The organism is Parabacteroides faecis, from assembly GCF_014647375.1.
Classification (GTDB): domain Bacteria; phylum Bacteroidota; class Bacteroidia; order Bacteroidales; family Tannerellaceae; genus Parabacteroides; species Parabacteroides faecis.
In genome coordinates, this window is the sequence record NZ_BMPB01000002.1 from 340,627 (window position 1) to 357,059 (window position 16,433).

At 47.2% G+C, this 16,433-nt stretch carries 10 protein-coding genes; 7 read left to right on the top strand and 3 right to left on the bottom strand.

What is annotated here, in order from left to right; all coding sequences use genetic code 11:
- Positions 1 to 12 precede the first annotated feature (12 nt).
- The gene (locus IEY67_RS03950; RefSeq protein ID WP_183669887.1) at positions 13 to 1,626 is read left to right on the top strand and encodes an energy transducer TonB; all 1,614 of its coding nucleotides are present in this window, start codon (positions 13 to 15) and stop codon (positions 1,624 to 1,626) included.
- Between the two features lie 42 nt (positions 1,627 to 1,668).
- Here IEY67_RS03950 and IEY67_RS03955 read toward each other — a convergent pair whose 3' ends face one another.
- Both IEY67_RS03955 and IEY67_RS03960 read right to left on the bottom strand, forming a co-directional pair.
- The gene (locus IEY67_RS03955) at positions 1,669 to 2,940 is read right to left on the bottom strand and encodes a mechanosensitive ion channel family protein (protein WP_183669889.1); all 1,272 of its coding nucleotides are present in this window, start codon (positions 2,938 to 2,940) and stop codon (positions 1,669 to 1,671) included.
- Positions 2,941 to 3,021: 81 nt separating this feature from the next.
- Entirely contained in the window at positions 3,022 to 4,182 is a 1,161-nt protein-coding gene (locus IEY67_RS03960; protein ID WP_183669891.1) for a helix-turn-helix domain-containing protein, read from the bottom strand.
- A gap of 189 nt (positions 4,183 to 4,371) precedes the next feature.
- Between IEY67_RS03960 and IEY67_RS03965 the strand changes: the two genes are divergently transcribed.
- The 3 genes from IEY67_RS03965 (at position 4,372) to IEY67_RS03975 (ending at position 9,046) form a co-directional block, all read left to right on the top strand.
- On the top strand, positions 4,372 to 5,121 hold the full coding sequence (locus IEY67_RS03965; RefSeq protein WP_183669893.1) for a DUF4469 domain-containing protein: 750 nt from the start codon (positions 4,372 to 4,374) through the stop codon (positions 5,119 to 5,121).
- 165 nt (positions 5,122 to 5,286) lie between these two features.
- Positions 5,287 to 8,196: a leucine-rich repeat domain-containing protein gene (locus IEY67_RS03970; protein ID WP_183669895.1), complete on the top strand. Its 2,910-nt coding sequence runs from the start codon at positions 5,287 to 5,289 to the stop codon at positions 8,194 to 8,196.
- Between the two features lie 79 nt (positions 8,197 to 8,275).
- Positions 8,276 to 9,046 carry a DNA-binding domain-containing protein gene (locus IEY67_RS03975; protein ID WP_122372994.1) on the top strand — a complete coding sequence of 257 codons (771 nt, stop codon included), beginning with the start codon at positions 8,276 to 8,278 and terminating at the stop codon, positions 9,044 to 9,046.
- Between the two features lie 80 nt (positions 9,047 to 9,126).
- On the opposite strand, the gene IEY67_RS03980 is transcribed toward IEY67_RS03975, so the two are convergent.
- Positions 9,127 to 10,296: a mechanosensitive ion channel family protein gene (locus tag IEY67_RS03980; RefSeq protein ID WP_183669897.1), complete on the bottom strand. Its 1,170-nt coding sequence runs from the start codon at positions 10,294 to 10,296 to the stop codon at positions 9,127 to 9,129.
- 162 nt (positions 10,297 to 10,458) lie between these two features.
- On the opposite strand from IEY67_RS03980, the gene IEY67_RS03985 reads away from it, so the two are divergent.
- From IEY67_RS03985 to IEY67_RS03995, 3 genes are all read left to right on the top strand, one after another.
- A complete protein-coding gene (locus IEY67_RS03985; RefSeq protein ID WP_183670017.1) occupies positions 10,459 to 13,323 on the top strand; it encodes a M16 family metallopeptidase in 2,865 nt (954 codons plus the stop codon).
- An 89-nt stretch (positions 13,324 to 13,412) separates the two neighbouring features.
- Entirely contained in the window at positions 13,413 to 13,868 is a 456-nt protein-coding gene (locus IEY67_RS03990; protein ID WP_183669899.1) for a DUF4268 domain-containing protein, read from the top strand.
- 6 nt (positions 13,869 to 13,874) lie between these two features.
- The gene (locus tag IEY67_RS03995; RefSeq protein WP_183669901.1) at positions 13,875 to 16,433 is read left to right on the top strand and encodes a M1 family metallopeptidase; all 2,559 of its coding nucleotides are present in this window, start codon (positions 13,875 to 13,877) and stop codon (positions 16,431 to 16,433) included.

Here is a 16,433-nt window from a genome sequence, read left to right on the forward strand (position 1 = left end):
ATTTCTATAATCATGAAAGCCACCCCGATTCTATATCTACTCCTGACTGTTTTTATCAGCGGAATATCTGGAGTAAAGGCGCAACAAAACAATTTACCGGAAGAGCAACTTCGCTTACGGCAGGAAGTCAGACCTTATCTGGATAGTCTGATCATTGAGGAACCCAAACCAAATGATAAGGATATTTCTCTGTTCCGTCTGGAATCTGTTTTTCCGGTCAATAAACTGACTCGTTTTGGAACGGATAAAGGAAAGCTTACGGCTTTTACACCCGATAATCCCAAACTGAAAGGGCTTATAACCGAGCCTATTCCTTTGCTAGGCGGTGCCAGGATCAGTCTGATTTATTCTTTTGCTGATGATTATAAAAATACGGTCTCTATCGCCAGGGAGTATCGGTTTGAAAGTGTCCGGAAGACTGGTGAATCGGGAGAAGAAATGGCTTGCCAGTCTCTTTATCTGCATGTATTGAACGGTCTGCGTTTCTCCATAATAAAAGTGGGAATGATGGATGTCGTATTGTTGCCTCCGGATAATGACGGGAAGCAGATAAATAATGTACCTAAATTGGGTTACCGTTCCATGAGTTTCAGTCGTGCGGATGACGATCAATATATGCTTACTTATTTGTTAAAAACGAATGAAGGTGTCTATAGCCCGATCGACCGTTCCGAGGGTTCCGACCGCACTTTCCCTGAATATATCGGTGGATCGTCCGCACAATTCTGGTTTATCCGGCAGAACATGGAATATCCGGAAAAAGCCGTCAGGGAAGAGGTGAGTGGAACTGTCCTTATTGCTTGTACGGTAGAGCCTGACGGTTCAGTTACCGATCCGCATGTTTTTCTTGGTTCGGAGCCGTTGCTGAATGATGAAGCGATCCGTTTGGTAGGTTTGACAAGCGGAAAATGGATACCGGCTACACGTAACGGAGAGAATATTGCTGATGAAAAAGTTATTCCTGTTACTTTCAATCTGAATGACGACGGAATAAAAGTGGTGCAAAATACGAAAAAAAGCAGTAAGAAGCTGCCGCTCAAAACGTACCTGTTCTTTTTAGCTATAATTGTCGTACTGATTCTTTATTTGCGGAATAAGTTCCGGAAAAAAGATGCAAAGCCAGATCCGGCTTTACGTCCTAATATATCTGTCAGCAATGATAAAATAGTGATTGTTGCCGGACTGGAGGAAGCTGATGTGGAACAGCTGTTACGTGTATTTACCGACATATATAATAGCCGTCGATATGATGCGATCATTCGTATCCATCCGATGGGGAAACAAGTGTTTGCATTGACTTTCCCGTATGATATCAGCTGGGAGCTTTTTATTGAGTTGATGGATCATCTGGTTTATTTTGATGATAGTGAGCTTAAAGCGCAGATCAGAGCGTGGCTGACTTTACCGAAAGAATGCGAACCGGTTGCCGGTGAACATGCAATGTTATTCTTTAAAGAAGATGATAATGATTTTGAACCGATCTATGTCACAACCCAATATAATCGTTATTGGAAAATAGACTATGAAGCAGAAGCCTTGAAAGAGGCAGAAGGCGGTGAGGAATATGTTAAGCCTCCATTCGCTTACTACGAAATTGTACAAAAGAATTTTATAGAAATTGATTGATATAAAAAAGGGACTTACATAAAAGTCCCTTTTTGTTTATGCTTAGTTAGCAGTTTCAATCCTCAAATGACGCAGATCCGAACCTGACACTTCCTGGAAAACCTGTAAATCGAATTCCGGTAAAACAGCCAGAATATGATCGAATACATCAGACTGAATGCCTTCGTAAGGAATCCAGACAGTTGTTGCTGCAAAGAAATATAACTCCATCGGTATTCCCTTTTCTGTCGGTTGCAATTGGCGTACCATACACGTCAGATCCTTGTTCACATCAGGGTTGCTTTTCAGATAATTTACCAGATAAGCACGGAAAACACCGAGATTGGTTTGACGGCGCCCGTTCACTTTGATGGAGCCGTCTATATTATGTTCTTTGTTATATCTTTCCAGTTCTTGTTGCTTAGTATCGATATATTCGGTCAGTAAGGATATTTTACGGAATTTATCAAGCATTTCCGGTGTACAGAAACGTACGCTGTTCATATCGATATTGATCGAACGTTTGACACGTCGCCCGCCTGATTCCTGCATGCCCCGCCAGTTTTGGAAAGAGTCGCTGACGAGCGCATAGGGTGGTATCATAGTGATCGTATTATCGAAATTACGTACTTTGATCGAATTCAGCGTTACTTCTATTACGGTTCCGTCGGCCCCGTATTTAGTCATCGTGATCCAGTCACCCGGACGGAGCATGTCATTGGCAGATAACTGGATACCGGCAACAAAACCAAGTATCGTATCTTTAAAAACCAACATCAGGATAGCAGCCGAAGCTCCCAATCCGGCAAATAGTGTAGCTGGTGATTTTCCAATCAGGATACTGATGATAATGATGAACCCGACAAAGAACACAAGCACCTGAATGATTTGTACAAACCCTTTCAACGGCTTATTCTTGAAGGCTTCTTTCCGGTTGTATATTTCGAGGAGCAGATTTAATGCCGCATTGATAAAACGCAATATGACAGCTACGATATAGATACTGCAAATCATTTGAAGGATGCCGAGTAATGTTGGCATTTCAGCCCTTGGAAGTGCCAGCGGGAGCATGATATAAACCAGAATGGCCGGAATCAGGTGCATCAGCTTGTTGATGATCTTCCGTTCCACGATCAGATCGTCCCACTGGTTTTTGGTTCTTTTGGCGAAGCGTTTGAATAATCCCAGAAAAATATACCGGCAGGTATAATCGATACCGACAGTTACTGCTATAACGAGAAGTAATACGATCAGGTTATCCCAGATATTAGCCGAGTCGCGTACTAAACCCCATTTAATCAAGTAACTGTTAATCCATTGTTGTAATTCACTCATACATGTTTCGTTTAGATATTTCCTATAAATACAATACAAAACTAATGAATAAAAGTTCAATATGAAAATGGTAATGTTGTTTTACTCCCTGTTTTTGCGATAGTTTTGCGGCGACATCCCAATGATGGTGGTGAACTGCCTATGAAAATTACTGCGGTCTGAAAAGCCCACCATTTCAGCGATACCCGATACTGATTTATCCGGATAAATCAGAAGAAGCCGACTGGCTTCTTCTATCCTGAGTCTACTACGCCAGTTGCGGAAATCGCATTTCTCATGCGTATTCAGGTAACGGGAGAAATAACTGCGGTTGGTGCCCAGCTCTTCCGCCACATCACTCAGGTTCTTGCCCGTTTCGAGATATTTCTTGTCTTCGATCCATTGTTGAAGCCTTTCTGTAAACTGCTTATTATTGAACGCCGCCACCACATTCGAAGGATCTTTCTCTGCCGTATCCATAACCACTTCCGGCATGATGCCGATGTCTTCCGTATCACTCATCTCCACCGATAGAGCAGGAGAGGGCAACGCTATACCACGCAGCACATAATGGAAAACCGGCACGTAATTACAGTACTTCACTGCAAAGTAGACATAAAACACCGTATATAAAGGTATAAAGAAATGATAGTAGAACGAACGCATAAAAGCCCCGACAAGCGCCAGGATACCGATCGTCAGCGCCATGTAGAAACACAGGCTGATCCAGTGGAGCCGTCTGTCCTCGTCTTCGGCATAGAAGTCTGACAACCGGCGGATACCTTCCCCGTAAATCTGCCGGAATTTACGCACATACCAAACCAACTGCCCCACGTATCCCACCAGACACAGCCGGAATATCACGGTATGAACCATCTCCCCGAAACCGAACAAACTGATAAGCAATACGGCGGAAACCAACGTTATCACCCCGAAATGCACCCCCAGCAGGCGGCGGGTAATATAATCGGGACGTATCAGCGCAATCAGTGCAAAGGTGAAAAGAAACGCCTGAAAGCCAGCGATCACCAGCGTAAAGGAACTGACCACCGCCCCTTCGGACGTCTCGTTCTGAAGGAATATTTCGAGGATGCCCAGCGACGCCAGGCTCAGATAGGCAGCCGCCAGTACACGCCGTGAAAAGCGGTAGACCGTGAGGTCTTTTTCTCCCGGAACATTCAGCAACAGCTGAAAGCCGTAGGCCATGATTACAACCGACGAGAGAAGCGTTAACAACAAATAATGTGAAATCTGTAGAGGCATCTGTTTTATGTTTGCCGCAAAACTAATCAAAACCCATGGCATTCCTATCATTATTGTTGTCTAAACATCAAAATTCATGGTGTTTTACGTTTTGACAACTTGCCGTCGCGTCCGCTTCCCTATTTTTGATACGGTTATCACCCCAGCATTGAACGGTGGTACGTGAACAACGACAACAAGAACGATCATATGACAAACTTCATTCACTATTGGAAAATGCATTTTCGTCCCACCCCCTTCGGCAAAGAAGGCAAAACGGGTTACATTGCGCAAGTCCTGTCCGGCAAAAACACACTGCGCAACGACGACATCGTTCGCGGCATCCTTTCCGACGGATGTGAGATCAAAGCAGAAACCATCAGCGACATTATCGCACGCTACGAACAACGTATCCGCCACGAACTGACGCTCGGCAACCGCGTGCTGACCGAAAACTGCCAGTTCACCCCCAGCATACAAGGCCTCTGGGATACGACCACCGAGCCCTTCGACCCCCAGACGCACACCTGCTCCGTTGCCCTCCGCCTCACGCCCCTCATGCGCAGAATGCTCCGGCAGATAGGCGTCGAGATCGTCGACAACCGTTACCGGACAGACTCCCTCAGCATCACCCGCATCACCGATGCCGCCACCGGACGCACCGACGGCTTCATCACTCGCGGCGACGACGTGGTGTTGGAAGGCGAAAAACTGAAAGTGACCACCGACGATGCCGACGCAGGCGTTTTCTTCCGCAACACTTCCACGCAGGCCGAATACCGCGTCAGCCGCCGCCTGACCCGCAACATGCCCTCCGAGGTCGTTGCCCGCGTCCCTGCCGACCTGCCTCCGGGAAGCTACACGGCGATTATCCGCACACGCTACACCGGGTCGGGAGGTGTAACTCTCAACGAATGCCGCGAGATTTGCAGCCTTGGAAATCTGAGAGCAGAAGAATAGCAACATTGCATCACCCGTTGCGATACCCTCGCATCAGTTGATGCAAAGACGTCGCAACAACTGATGCAGATATCTCGCAGCAGCTGATGCAATACTTATAAAGAACATGAATCAAGAATAATAACAACCATATATAAAAGAATAATAACTAACATTTTAAAGCGTATGAAAGAAAAGACAACAACCCGCCTACACCGTTTACTTGGCGTAGGCCTCAGCATCCTGATGATGCTACTCATGCTCCTGCCCGCACGAACCGCGGCTCAGGCAACCAGCGGAACCGGATGGTCGCTGGAAGGTAAGATTCTACGCATTCTGGACAACGATGCGACCAGCCTGCAGGATAACCAGGCGATCCTGCCACAGGTGGAGACGGTATATATACAGGACAATGTAACCGTCATCGGAGCCAATACCTTCAAAGGTTGCGTCAACCTGACCGAGGTCCTATGGGACAAAATCGAAACCATCGGGGCGAATGCCTTCGAGGGTTGCATCAGCCTGGTAGAAGTGAGCCTTCCGGCCTCCTTGAAACAATTGGGCCAAAACGCGTTCATAGGCTGCAACAAACTTGAGAAAGTGGAGTTGTGGGAGGGGTTGGAAAGCATCGGGGCCGGTGCCTTCGACGGTTGCGTCGAGCTGAAAAGACTAGCGCTCCCGGCAAGCGTAAAGAGCCTCAAGAGCGATAACGTCACCTATATCGAGGCCTTCAGGGGTTCCTCTATCAAAAGCCTCTCGGTGGCGCTCGATAATCCCTACTTCGCCGAGTATCAGAACGTCCTCTTCAACAAAGACAAGACCACCTTGCTGTATTATCCGGAAAATGTGGTTATCTACGAAGGCCAGTATACCGTACCGGAAGGGGTGACGGAGATCCTGGACCAGGCCTTCTTCTCGAACCTCACTGTGGAGGAGGTGATCCTCCCGGCTCATGTCACCACGCTTGGCAGCAATATCTTCAGTTCTGCTCTGAAGTTGAAGAAGGCGACGATCCAGGGAGACGTATCCTCCGTGGCTGGGATGTTCAGCGACTGCCCCCTGCTGGAGACCGTCGCGATCGAGAGCAAGACCCCGCCTGACGACTTCGCTGACGGGACCTTCAGTAACTGTCCCAAGCTGACAAGTATCGTCGTGGACGGGAGGAGCGTGGAGGCCTACAAGAGCAAACTCACCGACTCTGCCTTGAAAGCCTTGGTGACGGGCAGTTACACCTATTCCGACCTCGACTTGTCCGCGTTCCAGCCCGGCAGCAACCTCTTCCTCTCTTACACCGAGGCCGATGGATGGGTGTACGCCACCTCGGACTATCCGGGAACCCCCACAATCCCTTTTACCGGAACCCTGACCGGCGTATTTAACGGGACAGGTATCCAGATTGACGAGACCCCGCAAGGTATCATCCCCCCGGTACTTACCTTGTGGGAGGCAACCGTTAACGCGATGTTTAGCACGGTCAGCAACGCGAGCTTTACCCTGCTGGTATCCGGGGCGGGCGGATCGCGGATCGTGACAGAGAATCCGGACGCGAGCGCCGCCTTCTCTAACAACGGCAGGCTAACCATCCGTGCCGAGCAACCCTTCACCATCGAAGGGTATAATTCGGTTCTGTTTAACAGCGGCGCTCTGACCCTCGACGGGGATATCACCGTCAAGGGTGGCTTCTGGAACATAACTCAGGGCACGATAACCCCGGGCCCGACGCCCAATGTCCGGTTCATGGCCGTCGGCACGGAGAAGTTCAACAACGAGGGAACGGCCCCCGAGCTGCTCACGCTGCTGTTTGATGTCGCCCCGGAGGCCGGTAAGACGGTGCGGGTCTACGAGGACGTAACGCCCGTCGTCTCCCTCGACTTCGCCGCCGACGGGACCAGCAAGGCGTATGCCCTCTTTGCCCCTCAGGGAAAGTTCTACCAGGCGTGGATGGATGAGACACGGCTACAGAACGCCGCGACCGACCTGTTTGAAGGCGGGAAGACGCACGACATCTACTCCATGTCCGACATCACCGTGACGATCACAACCCCGGACGAGGAGGTGACCATCTCCAGGCCCAATACCACGATCAAGGGGGATGGCCATACCGCCGCCGGTAACATCACTCTCGAAACCGCCGACGTATTCTTCGATAAAGTAGTGACCGATAAGCTCACCATCGGCAGTGGCATCGACTTTACCCTGACCGAAGAGATCGCCAAAGAACTGACCGTTACCGGCATCTACGTGAACAACAGCGGCACCTTCACTGACCAGACAGGTACTGTGACCAAGGTGGTAGATAACAGTGGTACACCGATCCTCAGTTATAACCCGCCCACGCCGACCGCCGAGATTCCGGCAAACGCTTCTGCGGTCAATATTCAGATCGTCATTCCGGAAGGAAACGCTCCCGTCCTGACCCTGCAAAAGAAGGATGCCGCCGGCGTTTGGCAGGACGTGCCGCAGTCGAAGGCCGCCACGCAGGGATTGCGCTCGACTACCTCCACCATCACCATTTCTGCCGCCGGTACTTACCGTGTAGGCATCACGGTGGGCACCACGACGCTTTTCACCAAGCCCATCACCGTCACTAAGGCCGCCGACCCGGAACCCGAGCCAGATCCTGTCTACTACAACGTCAGCCTGCCTGCCGTAGAAGGCGCTACCCTCGACCCCTCGGCCGGTGATCATGCCGTAGAGGAGTGGACCAGCTTCCGCTTCTACCTCACGCTCGATGCCGACTACAACCAGTCGCAACCCGTCGTCACCACCAGCCGGGGCGAGACCCTCGAACCGCGCAGCAGCGACGGAGCTTATATCGTGAAGTATGTTAGCACCGACCTCACGATCTTGATCAGTGGCATTGTGAAGAACGCTTCTCCTGTCGGCAACGAAGGGCTGCAGGCTGGTGTAACGGTCAGTGCCCGCGACGGCGTGATCCGGATCACTACCTCCGGCCCGGAAGACGTGCAGATCGTCCGCTTCAATGGCCGGCTGGTGAAAAGCCTCCGCGTTTCCTCCGGCAATGTTCAAATCCCTTTGTCTGAAGGAGCCTATATTGTAAAGGTAGGAGGGAAGACCTTTAAAGTGATCCTCTAAACAACCGAAATACAGTTAACCCGCCCTCCTGAGTGAGGGTGGCCACTGCAATTATTCATCTAAATAAACAGCAAACATTATGGCAGTTTATGAATTTTTCTGGAAGGTTTGGCTGCGGCTCAACCTCCTGACCAAAGACGTAGACAACGACTATACAGCCGAAGTGTCTACCATGAAAAACACCTTGCGCAACGAAGACATCGCCCGCCGTATCGTTGTGGAAGGCAGCGAAATCAAGTACGACACCATGCTGTCGATCATCAAGCAGCACGACCGCATCATCAGCGAAGCCGTGCAGCAGGGATACAGCGTACTGACGGACAACTGTCAGTTCACGCCCCGTGTCTCCGGTTCCTGGATCACTGCCAAAGACCAGTTCGACCCGGCCCGTCATAAAGTGACGCTCGACATCACCCTTTCGGCTAAAATGCGCGAAGCATTGGCGAAGGTAGGTCTCGAAATACTCGGCGTGAAAGACAGCGGTGCCTCTATCAACAAGGTGACCGACGGTGCAACAGGCTTTATCGACGGCACGATCACGGCAGGCGACGTGATCACCATCGAAGGCGACAAACTGCGTGTGGCAGGCGAAGGCGAAGCGATCGGCGTTTTCTTTGTCGACAGTACCGGGGCCAACCCGGTGAAGGTGGCTGACCGTATCCGTCGTAACGATCCGAAGTGTGTCGAAGTGAAAGTTCCCGATTCGTTGACGAAAGGGGCTCAGTACACTTTGCGCATCGTCACCTCCTTCTCCTCCGGCACAACCTTGCTGAAGGAACCCCGCACCATCGAGTATGAAAAGTTGCTCACAGTGGATGGTGGTGGTGGCGACCGTCCGGAAATAGAATGATCTCCGAAGATCAATAATCACGAACAAGAGGTTTTCGCCGGGCGAGCGGAAGCCTCTTGTTGCGTTTGGGAAGGGGGAGATTATTCCGAATACTGATAAACTTTCAGTTCGAACTGAGGAATCATGGCGAAGAAGTGGTCGAAAATATCCGACTGGATACGTTCGTACTCTTTCCATATTTTATTACGGGAGAAGAAGTAGATCTGAACCGGCACTCCGTATTCGGTTGCCTGCAGTTGGCTGATGATCAGGTCGAGGTCTGTGTTCACCACCGGCAAACTGGTCAGATAACGTTCCACATAGACACGAAATATTTGAGAATTGGTCGGTGTAACACCTTTGTCCGGCTGATAATCGGCAAGCAGGGGAATTTCTTTACGAAAAGTGTCCAGCATATCCGGTGTACAGAATTTGATCGTATTCAGATCGAGAAAGATAGACTTCATCACACGCCGCCCCCCGGATTCGACCATGCCCCGCCAGTTCTGGAAAGAGTTATTGACCAGCGTATAAGGGGGAATTGTGGAAATTGTGTTATCAAAGTTTTGTATCTTGACTGTATTTAGTGTAATTTCCTGTACAACACCGTTTGCATTCGAGCCCGGTACCGTTATCCAGTCGCCCGGCCGCAGCATATCGTTGGCTGAAAGCTGTATGCCTGCCACAAATCCTAATATCGTATCCTTAAATACCAACATCAGGATAGCAGCCGAAGCACCCAGTCCGGCAAACAAGGTTGCCGGTGATTTTCCGACCAGAATAGCAATAATAACAATCCCGCCTATAAAGAATGCCAACACCTGGAAGACCTGTATAAAACCTTTGATCGACCGGTTCTTATTTACTTCCTTGTGGTTGTATATATCCATTATCACAAGGATAAATCCGTTGATCGCCAATAGTAATACAAATACAATATAGACGGCACACACTTTTTGTGAAAGCAGCAATAGTTCTTTTCCCCGTATGAAAGCCATCGGAAGTAATGCATACACCAGAATGCCGGGAATGGCATGTACCAGATTATGTATTACTCTTCGCTTGATCAGTAATGTATCCCAGAAGTAATGGCTCTTCTCCGACAGCTTCCGTACACTACCCACAAAAATGAACTGACATAGATAATCGATACCGACTGCTAAAACAATCAGTAACACAGCAATAATGAATTCATCGAAAGTGTTTGCAATTTTTGGATCCACGCCCCAACCGACGAGGATTTTGTTCATCCAGCTACCTAAATTTATCATTTTGTTTATATCTGTTATTTCGTTATAAAGATAACATTTATCATTGCATTTGGTTTAAATAATAAAAATATCTAATCAAACTCCGATAACAAAAAGGAATCAGGTATCTTTGTCATCTATAATATAAATGTGTGGAAAAAATCCATGAAAGCATTCTTGACGATGATGTTATTTGCAACTGGTACAAATCTGTTAACCGCTCAGAATACAAAAGCGCTTGAAGTAAAAGAACATAAACTGGATAATGGATTAACCGTCTGGCTGAATGAAGACCATAGTCAGCCGAAAGTTTTCGGAGCCGTAGTTGTGAAGGCAGGATCGAAAGACTGTCCGGATACAGGGATCGCTCATTATTTTGAGCATATGATGTTCAAGGGAACCGATAAGATTGGTACGGTGGATTATGAAGCGGAGAGAGTCCTGCTGGATTCTATAGCTATGAAATATGACGAACTTGCTGCGACAGAAGATGAACTTGCCCGTGCAGAAATCCAGAAAGATATCAATGAGTTGAGCATCCGCTCTTCCGATTATGTTATTCCGAATGAGTTCAACCGCCTGATCTCCAAATATGGCGGTTCGGGATTGAACGCTGCGACATCTTATGATGTTACGTTCTATTTCAATACTTTTTCTCCGCAATACATGGAGCAATGGGCCGAAATAAACAGCGAACGCCTGTTGAATCCGGTTTTTCGTATGTTCCAAAGCGAATTGGAGACAGTGTATGAAGAAAAGAATATGTATGGTGATTTTATTGGCGGTCAGGTTATGGATCGTTTGCTTGAGCGCTATTTTGCACCGCATCCTTATGCCTATCCGATTATCGGGAGTACAAAGAACCTGAAGAATCCGCGCCTGACAGAGATGCGGAAGTTCTTTGAGGAATATTATGTAGCTTCCAATATGGCTTTGATGTTGAGCGGCGATTTTGATACGGAGACTGTATTACCCATCCTTGAAAGGACTTTCTCACGTATTCGTCCGGGAGAAGCACCTAAAAAAGAGACTGTCGCTTTGCCTCCTTTTAAAGGTAAAGAGAGAATGAAGGTAAAATTTCCTGTTCCTTTAGTAAAAGCGATGGGATTGGGATTCCGTGGACTTCCCGCCAACCATGAAGACCAGGTCGCACTTGCCGTTGCCGTTAATATGTTGAACAATGCCAATGGAACAGGTTTTCTGGATAAACTGATGGTCGACCGGAAAATAATGGCCTCGATGGCAATGAATGAGAATTTGAATGAATCCGGTATATTGGCAGTGGCTGTTATTCCGAAACTTATGTTCCAGACATACGGTGGGGCGGAAAAGTTGGTTTGGAAAGAAATAAACCGGATAAAAGAGGGAGATTTCAGTGATGAGATATTCAATAGCCTGAAAGAGGAACAACGTCGCCAGTATGCTACCGATCTGGAAAGTATCGATTCGCGTACCCGCATTATGATGACAATCTATTCGCAGGGTAAAAGCTGGGAGGATTATTTGCAGGATGTATCCAAGATCGAGGCATTAACGCGGGAGGATGTTATCCGCGTTGCCCGCAAGTATTTTAGTGAAAACTATCTGTGTGTCACTAAAACGACGGGGAAATACCCAAAGGACAATCTGCCAAAACCAGACTTCAATCCGGTCGTTCCTAAAAACTCGGAAGCATCATCCGAGTATGCCAAACAGCTGGAACGATTGCCTGTACAAACAGTATCACCTCGTTTTATCAATTTCAGTAAAGATGTTCAGATCACTCAACTAACGCCTTTGGCAACCTTATATACAACGATAAATCCGGTTACGGATGTGTTTACACTGAATATGGTGTATCAGATAGGTACGTTGGAGCAACCCAAATTGAAGTATCTGGCAAATTATCTCCAGTTCCTGGGCACAGATTCTTTATCGTTCCAGGAATTCCGGACACGGTTGCAGGTGTTGGGCAGCACGATGTCTTTCGATGCGAACGATAAGCAGTTCATTGTCCGTGTTACCGGTTTTGATAATCATTTAGAGGAGACCGTTCAGTTGGCCGGTGATTTTATCACGCATGTCAAAGCGGATGATAAACAAATACGGCAGGTTATAAATGATGCCAAAATAATGGAGAAAGCCTTCTTTGAATCGAGTGATAATATTGCGGGTGCCATGTTGGAGAAGGTGAAATATGGGGAACAATCGAGATTTCTGAATAAATTGTCGCTTTCAGAGGTCAAGAAGTTGAAAGGGAAGGATTTACTGGATGTCTTTGCCGATGTTCGCCGGATGGAATGTGATTTGCATTATTGCGGGACGTTGTCTGCCGATCAGGTTACGGGGCAAATAAAGGCGACACTTCCGTTGCAGGAAATGACTGTTGCTGTAAAAGAACCTTATTACCGGGATGCAAAATTATATGATAAACCGCTCGTTTACTTTATGGATATGCCAACGGCATCGCAAAGTATCATTTACGCTTATACAAAAGGAGAGGCTACCGATGATGCCTGGTCACGTCATGCTTCCCGGTTATTCTCGGTTTATTTCGGCGGAGATATGTCTTCTTTGATGTTTCAGGAGATCAGAGAGTTCCGTTCTTTGGCTTATCGGGTGAGCGGGCGTTATATATTGCCTCCCCACCAATTATCGGGGAAAGCCGGAGAGTTTGTTACAATGCTTTCTACACAGAGTGACAAGACGTTGGATGCGATGGAGGTTATGTGCTCGCTGATCCGCGAAATGCCGGAGAAGCCGGAGCGGGTTTCTACAGTCAAGCAATCTATCGTAAATCAGGTGAATAATGATTTTCCTCCTTTCAGGGACTTATCAGAGAAAGTGGCATCTTTCAGAAGGGCAGGTTTCGATAACGACCCGAATGAAGCATTGTTGTCAGGTATTTCAGAGATGGATATGAAAGATATTGTCCGTTTTTACCGGCATAATGTCCGTTTGAAACCGTTTGTTTATGTGGTAGTTGGTGATTCAAGACGTATCGACATGAAGGAACTGGCTGGGTATGGAGAAGTTATCAGATTAAGGAAGAAAGATATTTATAAATAATTGACAGTTGACAGATGACGGTTGACAGGTGGTTTTAGTCCCCTCTTTTTAACTGTCATCTGTTAACTGTCAATTGTCAACTAAAAAAGATGTATAGTAAAGACGAATTAAAGAACCTGAAACTGGAATTTTGGGAAAGTTTCGCCGCTTATTGTGAAGTACAGCCTTATCTGCGGGGCCGAAAGAAAATATGGACTTTATACGATACCAAAGTGAAAGGTGTCGAATTGAAATTTGACGTCAGCCGTAACGGAGCCTATGTGATCCTGGAAGTGAATCACCGGAGTGAAGAACTTCGTTTGGATATGTATGAACGTCTCACCTGGTATAAGGAAATGTTGGAAATGGATTTTCCCGAAGGGTTGATCTGGGATATTTGTTTTGTCCGGGAAACCGGAAAAGAAGTTGCACGTATTTACATTGCCAAAGAGGGAATAGATTTTCACCGCAAACAAGATTGGGGAGAATTTTTTACTTTTATGGCGTCGCAAATGTATTTACTGGAGCGTAACTTTATGTCGATCGCTGAATATTTGAGAGAGTAAAAAAGAATGACACATACAAATCATATTATTTTTCAGGTGGCAGGGGCAGTAACTGTAGGTCTGCTTTCTGCTTGTGCAACACAGCAGAAAGATATTGTTTTGCTGGAAGCGGGAGTCAGTCACGAACTGGCTCAGTTCAGAAAAGAACATTTCGGGCAGGTAAAATATTATCTGTTTTTCTCTATTCCGGAATCTAAACAGGAACCGGTAAAGGGCAGGGCGGCAATCCGGTTATCCCTGAAAGAGAAGCTTCCGGTCATTATTGACTTCAGGGGAGAAGCCTCGCAGATTGCCTCTGTTGTACTGAATGGGGAGCAAGTTCCTTATGAAGTCAGGAATGAACATATTATTATTCCGGCAGATCGGAGTAAAGTAGGAGAGAATGAAGTCAATATAGCTTTCACCCCGGCTGACCAGTCTCTGAACAGGCGGGATGAGTTTCTTTATACATTGTTGGTGCCTGACAGGGCGCGTACTGCATTCCCTTGTTTTGACCAACCGGATATGAAGTCACTGTTTACATTGGCGTTGGAAGTGCCGGTTGAATGGCAGGCAGTTACGAATGGTGCGATCGGAAAGACCGACACGATCTCTGTTCCCGGACGGAAAATCATATCTTTTAAGGAAACGGAGCCATTGAGTACTTATCTGTTTGCATTTACTGCCGGAAAGTTTATTCGTGAGACCTATACCCGGGATGGCAGAGAAATCTCTATATATCACCGGGAGACAGAGCCTAAGAAAATAGCCCAATGTCCGGATATCGCATCCGAAGTTTTTGACGCATTGGCCTGGTTGGAAGATTATACGGCTGTACCATATCCTTTTGCTAAATACGATCTGATCATCCTTCCCGGTTTTCAGTTTGGTGGAATGGAACATACCGGAGCCACATTCTATACAGACCGACGGATGTTCCTGAATGAAAATCCGACACTGAACGAACAGCTGAGTCGGAGTGCCCTGATTGCCCATGAAACGGCACATATGTGGTTTGGCGATTATGTGACGATGAAATGGTTTGACGATGTCTGGACAAAAGAAGTATTTGCCAACTATTTCGCTTCCCAGATTGTCGAGCCATTATACCCGAATATCAATCATGCCCTGAACTTTATGCAGGATTATATTCCGCCTGCTTATTCGGAAGATCGTACAGCCGGTGCCAATCCGATCAAACAGGATCTGGATAATTTGCGAAATGCCGGTTTGGTTTATGGTAATATTATCTATGATAAGTCTCCTGTCGTATTGGAAATGTTGATCAAGAAGATGGGAAAAGAGGCATTTAGAAAGGGGATACAGGAATATTTGAAAACATATGCTTACGGAAATGCAACCTGGGAAGGATTGATCACTATTTTGGATAAATATACGGATGATGATCTGGCAACCTGGAGCCATATCTGGGTGAATGAAAAAGGGATGCCGGAAATCACAGCCTCCGTTGTCGGAGATAGCTTGGTTGTCTCACAAAACGATCCTTTCGACCGGGGACTGAACTGGCCGCAGGATTTATCTTTTCTGATAGTTCCTAAAAACGGGGATCCGGAAGAAATTTCAGTTTCTCTCGGGAGAAATTCAAATTCCATCCGAAAGGAATTAAAAAAGCTTCCGAAAGAGGAGTGTTTCATTATTCCGAATACAGATGGAAAAGGATATGGCTTTTTCCGGTTGAATAAAGCGGATGCCGAGGCTTGTGCAGCATATCTTCCGGCCTGTAAAGATGAGTTGCTGAGAGGTTCTATACTGATTACTTTATATGAAAATCTGCTGAACGGAACTATTTCACCGACTTCTTATATGGAGGCTATGCTGGATTATTTGCCGAAGGAGAATAATTCATTGTTGTTCTCTGCCGCTTTGGGATATATAGGCAATTGTCAACGTCTCTATCCGGCAGATACTGCTTTATTGGAAAAAACGTTATGGCAGATCGTTACGGCTTCTTCTGTCCCACAACACCGTTTGCAGGCTTTCCGTTCGTATCGTTCAATCGTTCAGTCACCTGAAGCGGTCGCTTCATTATATGATTTGTGGAAGAAAGAGCAGGCTCCTGCCGGGTGTTCGTTAAGTGAGAATGATTATATCGGATTATCTTATATTTTGGCCCTTCATCTGCCGGAACAGGCAGACGAAATTATTAACACCCAACTTTCGCGTATAACAAATCCGGACCGAAAACGGGAATATCAGTTTATCTCGCCGTCTGTTTCTCCCCATAAAGAGGTGCGTGACAGTGTCTTCGCTTCTTTGCTGGTTGCAGAGAACCGTCGGATAGAACCCTGGGCGTCTGCCGCATTGGCAAATCTGAATCACCGGTTGAGACAGGAAGGGGCGATAAAATATATTCGTCCGGCTTTGGAGGCGATGCAGGAGGTGCAGCGGACCGGCGATATATTCTTCCCGACAGCCTGGGTACGAGCGTTGTTGTCCGGACATACATCTCCGGAGGCGAGGGCAGAGGTCGATGCTTTCTTTACCGATCATCCGGATTATCCGCCAATGCTGGCTAATAAAATACGGCAGCAAGCCGATCATTTATATAGATTAAAACACAGATGA

Coding starts and splice junctions, on each gene's coding strand:
- IEY67_RS03950 (WP_183669887.1), top strand. CDS start 13: ATGAAAGCCACCCCGATTCTATATCTACTCCTGACTGTTTTTATCAGC.
- IEY67_RS03955 (WP_183669889.1), bottom strand. CDS start 2,940: ATGAGTGAATTACAACAATGGATTAACAGTTACTTGATTAAATGGGGT.
- IEY67_RS03960 (WP_183669891.1), bottom strand. CDS start 4,182: ATGCCTCTACAGATTTCACATTATTTGTTGTTAACGCTTCTCTCGTCG.
- IEY67_RS03965 (WP_183669893.1), top strand. CDS start 4,372: ATGACAAACTTCATTCACTATTGGAAAATGCATTTTCGTCCCACCCCC.
- IEY67_RS03970 (WP_183669895.1), top strand. CDS start 5,287: ATGAAAGAAAAGACAACAACCCGCCTACACCGTTTACTTGGCGTAGGC.
- IEY67_RS03975 (WP_122372994.1), top strand. CDS start 8,276: ATGGCAGTTTATGAATTTTTCTGGAAGGTTTGGCTGCGGCTCAACCTC.
- IEY67_RS03980 (WP_183669897.1), bottom strand. CDS start 10,296: ATGATAAATTTAGGTAGCTGGATGAACAAAATCCTCGTCGGTTGGGGC.
- IEY67_RS03985 (WP_183670017.1), top strand. CDS start 10,459: ATGATGTTATTTGCAACTGGTACAAATCTGTTAACCGCTCAGAATACA.
- IEY67_RS03990 (WP_183669899.1), top strand. CDS start 13,413: ATGTATAGTAAAGACGAATTAAAGAACCTGAAACTGGAATTTTGGGAA.
- IEY67_RS03995 (WP_183669901.1), top strand. CDS start 13,875: ATGACACATACAAATCATATTATTTTTCAGGTGGCAGGGGCAGTAACT.